Source organism: Pontibacterium sp., assembly GCF_964228735.1.
Taxonomy (GTDB): Bacteria; Pseudomonadota; Gammaproteobacteria; order Pseudomonadales; family Balneatricaceae; genus Pontibacterium.
The window spans coordinates 20,463-28,005 of the sequence record NZ_CAXRBQ010000119.1; the positions used below are offsets into that span (position 1 = coordinate 20,463).

5 protein-coding genes are annotated in these 7,543 nt (G+C 53.3%); 2 read left to right on the forward strand and 3 right to left on the reverse strand.

Annotation, left to right across the window (positions count from 1 at the left end; translation table 11 throughout):
* Nucleotides 1–16 precede the first annotated feature (16 nt).
* From ACEQ15_RS13575 to ACEQ15_RS13585, 3 genes are all read right to left on the reverse strand, one after another.
* Nucleotides 17–2,164 carry a hypothetical protein gene (locus ACEQ15_RS13575; RefSeq protein WP_370279748.1) on the reverse strand — a complete coding sequence of 716 codons (2,148 nt, stop codon included), beginning with the start codon at nucleotides 2,162–2,164 and terminating at the stop codon, nucleotides 17–19.
* A gap of 243 nt (nucleotides 2,165–2,407) precedes the next feature.
* Nucleotides 2,408–2,734 carry a membrane protein insertion efficiency factor YidD gene (gene yidD, locus ACEQ15_RS13580; RefSeq protein ID WP_370279749.1) on the reverse strand — a complete coding sequence of 109 codons (327 nt, stop codon included), beginning with the start codon at nucleotides 2,732–2,734 and terminating at the stop codon, nucleotides 2,408–2,410.
* 536 nt (nucleotides 2,735–3,270) lie between these two features.
* The gene (locus ACEQ15_RS13585) at nucleotides 3,271–4,662 is read right to left on the reverse strand and encodes a PhoH family protein (protein ID WP_370279750.1); all 1,392 of its coding nucleotides are present in this window, start codon (nucleotides 4,660–4,662) and stop codon (nucleotides 3,271–3,273) included.
* Between the two features lie 387 nt (nucleotides 4,663–5,049).
* On the opposite strand from ACEQ15_RS13585, the gene cobB reads away from it, so the two are divergent.
* Both cobB and ppnN read left to right on the forward strand, forming a co-directional pair.
* The gene (gene cobB, locus ACEQ15_RS13590; protein ID WP_370279751.1) at nucleotides 5,050–5,754 is read left to right on the forward strand and encodes a Sir2 family NAD+-dependent deacetylase; all 705 of its coding nucleotides are present in this window, start codon (nucleotides 5,050–5,052) and stop codon (nucleotides 5,752–5,754) included.
* Between the two features lie 180 nt (nucleotides 5,755–5,934).
* Nucleotides 5,935–7,335: a nucleotide 5'-monophosphate nucleosidase PpnN gene (ppnN, locus tag ACEQ15_RS13595; protein ID WP_370279752.1), complete on the forward strand. Its 1,401-nt coding sequence runs from the start codon at nucleotides 5,935–5,937 to the stop codon at nucleotides 7,333–7,335.
* Nucleotides 7,336–7,543: the final 208 nt, after the last annotated feature.

Consider the following 7,543-nt stretch of genomic DNA (forward strand, 5'->3'; position numbering starts at 1 on the left):
AACTCCGAAACGTCAGTCAGAGATGGCTTAGCTTCTCACCCAGCTCTTTGCGCAGGGCTTCATTCTCCTGATGGGTTTTCTGCACTTCTAAGCGGTATTTGAAGATCTCTTCGTAGCGGTCATCCAGCTTGCGCTCCAGGGTGGTGATCTCATTGTCTTTCTGCTGAATGCTCAATTGCAACTTATCGATCTGGGCCTGCAAGTCTTCCAGCAGTCCCATACCTGCGTCCTGTGGTTCAGTTTTGCTGAGGTCAGGGCTAACCGCGGGACCTTGCAGCTCACTGACGATATGGCTGAATACCGCCTGCAGGTCGGCGGCCTCTTTGTCTGAGTAGCGGATGCGGTTTTCCATGGCGCCGTGCGCACCCGCCGACCCGATAGAACCCGCCAGAACATGCTCCAGCATTCGGTGAAACTCAACCAGTTCGATGATTGTGATATGGGTTTTCTCGAATACCTGCAGGTCATCGGCAATGTTATTGACATGTTCCTGGGCTTTGTCTGCGGGCAGATAGTTGGAGAGTAGGGTATGAGCTTCTTCCAGTTTGGGGCTCAGGGCGATATAGGCTTCAAGCCCGGTTGGGCGTGCCTTATGGCCGGAGGCACGCGGCAGCATGGCACACATAAACTCGGTGGTGAAGTTGCGCTCTGTTTTGTTGGGCTGGTACAGCAGTGAGAACGCCACGTAGATCCCCACGTTTGCCAGCATCGACCAGAGCACAGCGTGTGTGACCGGGTGCAGTCCCTCAAGACCAAACAACGCTTCGGGGCGCAGCATCGCGATGCCAAACAGGCCCTGATCGAGCAGGCTCATGGCGAGCCAGCCGTGTTTGGCCAGTGTCGGCAGGACCAGAGTATAGGCCCAGGCGATGAAACCCGCGAGCAGACCCATGAAGGCCCCCATGCTGTTGGCTTTTTTCCAGAACAGGCCACCAAAGGTTGCCGGGCCGAACTGCAGAATTGCCACAAAAGACATCAGACCGATGGAAACCAGAATGTACGAGTCGGCAAACTCCAGTGTAAACCAGTAGCTGCCCAACAGGATCAGGGTCACCAGTCCCCAGCGTACCTGCAGCAGGTAGCCGCGCAGGAAAGTACAGGAATTGGTGCGCTCGATGGCGGGCAATATGAGGTGGTTGGACGCCATCGTTGATAGCGTCATGGTGGTGATAATGATCATGCCGGTGGCGGCAGAGAAGCCGCCGATAAAGGCAACCAGTGAAAGCACATTATTGCCAGCTAGTTTAGGAAGCAGCAGGACGAAGTAGTCGGCCAGGCTGCTGTCGAGGCCGGAGAGCAAACCACCTGCGGCGATCGGCACGACAAAAATGTTGATCAGCACCATATACAGTGGGAACAGCCACATGGCGGTGCGGATGTGCTTGGGGTTGGTGTTCTCGACAACTGCAACATGGAACTGGCGTGGTAACAGCTGCACGAGAAAGAAACTTAACACGATCAGGGTGACCCACATCGACCAGGCATTGTCGTTGACAGCAAAACTGGTGACATGGTCTAAACCCGCTTCGGTTATCCGCTGGTTGATGTCGCCGAAGCCATCAAACATTACAAAGGAGACAAACAGACCTACTGCGATAAAAGCCACCAGTTTCACAATACACTCGGCAACCAATGCAAAGATCATCCCCTGGTGGCGTTCCGTCGGGTCGAGGCGGCGTACACCAAACAGAATGGTGAAGGCGATCATCACCAGGGTGACAAAGATACCGGACAGGTCCGTGTCCATCATCTCGGGATTGTCGTGGGTGATCAGGTTGAATGAAGCAATCACCGCTTTCAGCTGCAATGAGATATAGGGCACGATGCCCAGCAGGGCGGTGATGGTGACCAGCGCTGCGATCTTCTGTGAGCGGTTATAGCGGGTGGATATAAAGTCGGCGATGCTGGTGATGTGGTAGGTCTCTTTCGCCTGGATCATCTTGCGCAAGGTGATGTGCCAGAACATTACGGCAATAAATCCACCCACGTAAACGCCAAGGAAAAGCAGGCCGGAGTTAGCAGCGAAACCCACACTGCCATAGAAGGTCCAGGAGGTGTGGTAAACCGCAATAGAGAGGGCGTACACCCAGGGGCTGCTGATCTGCTTCCCTGTCAGTTCGTTACGCCGTTCGACCCACTGTGCCAAGGCAAACAGCAGAGCCATATAAATTGTCACGATGAGTATGACGGAGAACGGATTAAACATAGGCAACCTTACGTCCTGGGGCCGGTGTCATCTTTATAGCTATAGTCGGCGAATAGGCTGTGGTCAAAAGTTTTGATTGGTCTATTGGACGAGTAACCTGCTGATTTTTAGGCAGGCTTGAGCGGTGTCAGTTCGACGTCCGTGTTTGAGAGGGGGGATTAGTACACAGCGTGTGCTGGGGGAAGCAATCAAAGCTGACTGCTATCCGTTGTTGGTGTGGTCTGCAGAGGGCTTACTCTCGGTTCCGGACGGATCATCGTTGCTATGCGAACCACAGCCGCAACGCGGAGGCACCGGATCCATACCGCCTTCACTGTAGGGGTGGCAACGCAGAATGCGTCGGATCCCCAAATAACCACCTTTCAGTATGCCGTGAGTTTCGATCGCTTCGATCATGTAGTGCGAACAGCTCGGGTAGAAGCGGCAGTTGCTGCCCAGCAACGGGCTGATCAGGTACTGGTAACCACGAATCGGCAGGATCAGGAGCGTTTTCAGGCCACGTGTCAGCTTGTTGGCAAGATTGGACATAGTAAAGCAGGGTGCAAAGGTTGTTGGGGAGAATTATACCGCAGATGGTGCAGGAAAAGGTGCAGGAAAAATTGCCGGACCGTCGTCCGGCACAAATAAAGGGGAAGTCGCTTTGCACAGAGTGCTACTCGGCTTCCGGAAGAAACTGGAGTTCAGTTGGTCAGACCCGGTCATAAGCATTTACGTAGGCGTAAAGTACTTTCCCGTGGTCGCTTGGGTGATAACTGAATTATGGGTCGAGCAAATGGAGCAAAAAAGAAACTCAGGTTGCCCGGTTGGGTAGTGGGGCATCTGAGGCGACGGCGTGGATGTTGAGTGTTCAGTGTCTTATTTTTATTACTGAAACAGCGGTCGCGTAATATGAATTTATTATTATTGTTTTGTTGCGGCGGGATTATAGGGATAACACAACGGATTGGAAGCGCGCATGTTAGCCCGTGCTGACTCTCGGCCATTAAAAATGCCGCTACACCAGAAATATAGCGGCATTCAGAAGTGTTTAGACTTTAGTCTAGAATTGCGGCTTTCGCGTTAGATCAAAGATGTTCCTCAGCATATTCCGCCAGTTCGGAGCGGAAGATACCTTCCAGATGTACGTTGGCCGCGCCCGGGTAGTCCTTGAAGCGCTCCACAATGTAGGTCAAACCCGAGGTGAGCGGGGTCAGGTAGTTGGAGTCGATCTGTGCCAGGTTACCCAGACAGATCATCTTCGAGCCTTTACCACAGCGGGTGATGATGGTTTTCAGCTGTGACGGCGTCAGGTTCTGGGCTTCGTCGATCAGTACCAGTGCGTCCTGAATACTGCGGCCACGGATAAAGTTCAGTGACTTGAACTGGATGTTGGCCTTCTCGATCGCGTACTTCACGCTGCTCTGTGGGCGCTCATCGTGTTCATGCATCGCTTCCAGGTTATCGTGGATTGCACTCAGCCAAGGGGTCATCTTCTCCTCCTCGGTACCCGGCAGGAAACCGATATCCTCGGCGACCGGCGGGGTAGAGCGGGTGACGATGATCTTGTTGTATTGTTTCTCTTCAATCACCATCTCCAGTGCACAGGCCAGTGCCACCAGGGTTTTACCGGAACCGGCTGCACCGTTTAGGATCGCCAGATCAATCGACGGGTCCAGCACCGCCTGCATGGCGAAAGCCTGCTGGATATTGATCGGTTCGATACCCCAGCAGTTCTGTTGCATGATTCGTTCGTGGTTCAGGTCCTGCAGCGTGATGATGCCCTCGTCCACGTTGACCACACGGGCAGCAAAATCTTCGGAGTCATCAAAGATATACTCGGCCGGATAGGTGTTGGGCAGGATAGAACGGTCGACTTGATGGTAAGTGTATTTACCTTCCTGGTAACTTTTCACATCGGTGACGTGATCCCAGAAGTTGCCTTCCATTTTGTAGTGTCCGGCCGGCAGCAGCTCGATATCCGATACCAGCTGGTCGGTGCGATAGTCTTCCACCTTCTGCAGACCTGCACCCAGCGCCTTCAGGCGCATGTTGATATCCTTGGTGACCAGGATGATTTCGCGGTGCGGGTTGGTGGTCTGCAGGTGCAGCGCACAGTTGATGATCAGGTTGTCCTTGTTGTGCTCGTTAGGCAGAAAGCCCTGGCGCATGGTCAACTCGTGATCCGGGAAGATGCTTAACTTGCCTAGACGCAGGTCTACACCATCCGGTCCGTTCTGCTTGATCGGTACACCTTTGGTGATCTGCGTAGGTGTTTCTGCACCACTCAGGATCTGGTCGATGGCGCGAATGGCGTGACGCGCTTCGGACGATACGTTTTTTTTGCGGTCCTTGATGTCGTCCAGCTCCTCCAGGACGGTCATGGGAATGGCGATATCCTGCTCCTTGAACTCGTACAGACACTTAGGGTCGTGAAGCAGAACGTTGGTATCCAGAATGTAGAGCTTAGATGCGGTCATGGCTGATTCCTTTTGACGCCGGGCGGGTAATTAGCAGCTGACTTTCCAGGGATGGTTAGGGCGCTGGCGAAACAGCTGCAGGCCCGGTAGAGGCTGAGAGGTCGGGTAGGGTGGTTCAGGTTACTGCGTAACATCGTTGGGCATCATCCTCTGCTGCTGCGATGTTGAAATTGGGGCGCAGATCCTTCGATAAACGCCACTTCCTGTTCCAGTTTGTCGTGCGATCTCATCAAGTGGTTAGGTCCTGTAGGACAGGGTCACCTGCCTTTCCTTGTTGGGGCAACCGATTGTACCGGTTCGGTTTTTTCAGTTACCTTGAATTCAAAGATAGTCTAATTACACAAGCATTGCTGTATTGTGACACTAGGATTTTTTGTGGAGGTGAGCATGAGCGCGGAATCGATTGTAATCCTGACCGGGGCGGGCATTTCGGCGGAATCCGGTATTCGTACCTTTCGGGCCGCTGATGGCTTATGGGAAGACCACCGGGTTGAGGATGTGGCCACGCCGGAAGCCTTTGTGCGTGATCCGGAATTGGTACATCGGTTCTACAACGAACGGCGTCAAGGCCTGCTGTCGCCAGATGTGCAACCCAATTCTGCCCACTATGCCCTGGCTGAACTGGAGAAACGTCATCCTGGTTCGGTGCTGCTGGTCACCCAGAATATCGATAACCTCCATGAGCGGGCCGGTAGCGAGAATCTGATTCACATGCACGGTGAGCTGCTGAACATGCGTTGCTCGCAAAGTGGTGAAGTGACCTTCTTCGAGGGTTCCAGTTCACCGGATGACCTCTGCGGTTGCTGCGGCGAACCGGGCTTGCTGCGACCGGATATAGTCTGGTTTGGTGAGATGCCGATGCATATGGATCGGATCTACAATGCGCTGGATAACTGTGACCTGTTCCTGTCGATCGGTACCTCTGGCCACGTTTATCCGGCTGCCGGATTTGTTGAAGTCGCCAATGCCGCCGGTGCACACACCGTTGAGCTGAATCTGGAGCCATCTCGGGTGGAGTCTGCGTTTGACGAGCATATCTATGGCACGGCCAGTGAAGTGCTGCCCGATTTTGTTGATCAGCTTTTGAGATAGTAATTGGTTGAAAAACAACCAGTTTTGGCAGGTTGCTGAGGATAATCTATAGTGATTTTGTGAACTTCATGGAAATGTCATTGGTCTGACGTATGACATAAAGAGTACATGAAGAGGCGCAGGCCACCGTCGAACCGGCGGCATGATTGCTGCGTCTGACTGCCCAAGGAGGTGGATTACATGATCACAGAACAATTCGTTACCACCAGTGTGACACCACTGGATAATCTTGACACCTTATCTCCCTACGAAGTTGCCAAACTTCATGACGCCAGCCAGGGCGGGTTGTATAAACTCTTCCGCCAATGCAGCCTGGCGGTGCTTAACTGCGGCAGCGAACTGGACAGTACCAAGAAAGTCCTGGAGAAATTTCAGAAATTCGATATCAAGATCAGCCAGAAACACCGAGGCGTGCAGCTGGACTTGATCAATGCTCCAGTCAGCGCCTTTGTTGACGGTGAGATCATCACCGGTATCCGTGAGCATCTGTTCTCCGTGCTGCGCGACCTGCTCTACGTGGGTGACGAGCTGGATAAATGCTGCGCAGGTCTCGACGACTCCGAATCGATCAGCAACATGGTCTTTCATATTCTGCGCCACGCCGAAGCGATCCGACCGCACGTGAAGCCGAATTTGGTGGTGTGCTGGGGTGGACACTCAATCAGTCGCCACGAATACGAATACACCAAAAAAGTCGGCTACGAGCTGGGCCTGCGGGCACTGGATATCTGCACCGGTTGTGGACCGGGAGCGATGAAAGGACCGATGAAAGGCGCCACCATCGCGCATGCCAAGCAGCGGATAGACGATGGCCGCTATGTGGGTATCTCCGAGCCAGGCATCATCGCTGCGGAAAGCCCAAACCCGATCGTGAATGAACTGATCATCATGCCGGACATAGAGAAACGCCTGGAAGCCTTTGTGCGATTGGGGCACGGTATTATCGTCTTCCCGGGCGGTGCTGGTACGGCAGAAGAGATCCTCTATATCCTGGGTTTGTTGCTGCACGAACGTAACCGTAAGATCCCGTTTCCGCTTATCTTTACTGGGCCTGAGGGCAGTGAAGAGTACTTCGCCACCGTCGATAAGTTTATCCGTCAGACTCTGGGTGAAGAAGCCAGTCAGCGTTATGAGATCATAATCGATGATGCTCATGAGGTGGCGTTGCGGATGAATCAAGGTCTCAAGAATGTGACCGAATACCGCAAAGCGACCAGTGAGTCATTCCACTTCAATTGGCAGCTGCATATTCCTGAAGGGTTCCAGCAGCCATTTGAACCAACTCACGACAACATGGCGCAGCTGAATATCAACCACGGCCAGAGCAATTTTGAGCTGGCAGCGAACTTGCGTTGTGCCCTTTCAGGTATCGTGGCGGGTAATGTGAAGGAGCCGGGAATTCGGGCCATAGAGGAACACGGACCGTTTGATATCCAGGGGGATCCCGCAATGATGGGCGAACTGGACCGGTTGCTAACCTCCTTTGTAGAGCAGCGCCGCATGAAGCTGAATTACAAGGAGTACACACCTTGTTATCGACTGAATCCGGCGGCTGAGCAGGCCGAGGTGAGTGAAACCTGACGAAGACCTATGTGTGAAAGAAAAAGGCGCCAGAGAGGCACTGCTGTCCCATAGTTTTTGATCATACAGGGATCCTCAGTTGAGGATCCCTTTTTTGCTTATCTGGTGGCTCTGGATTTAATAGCTCAACCAGTGGTTTTCGCTCAAATAAACTCACCTGAAGTACCCGCATGATGCGTTGTACTGTCCAACCCTTTTTGGCGCAGTG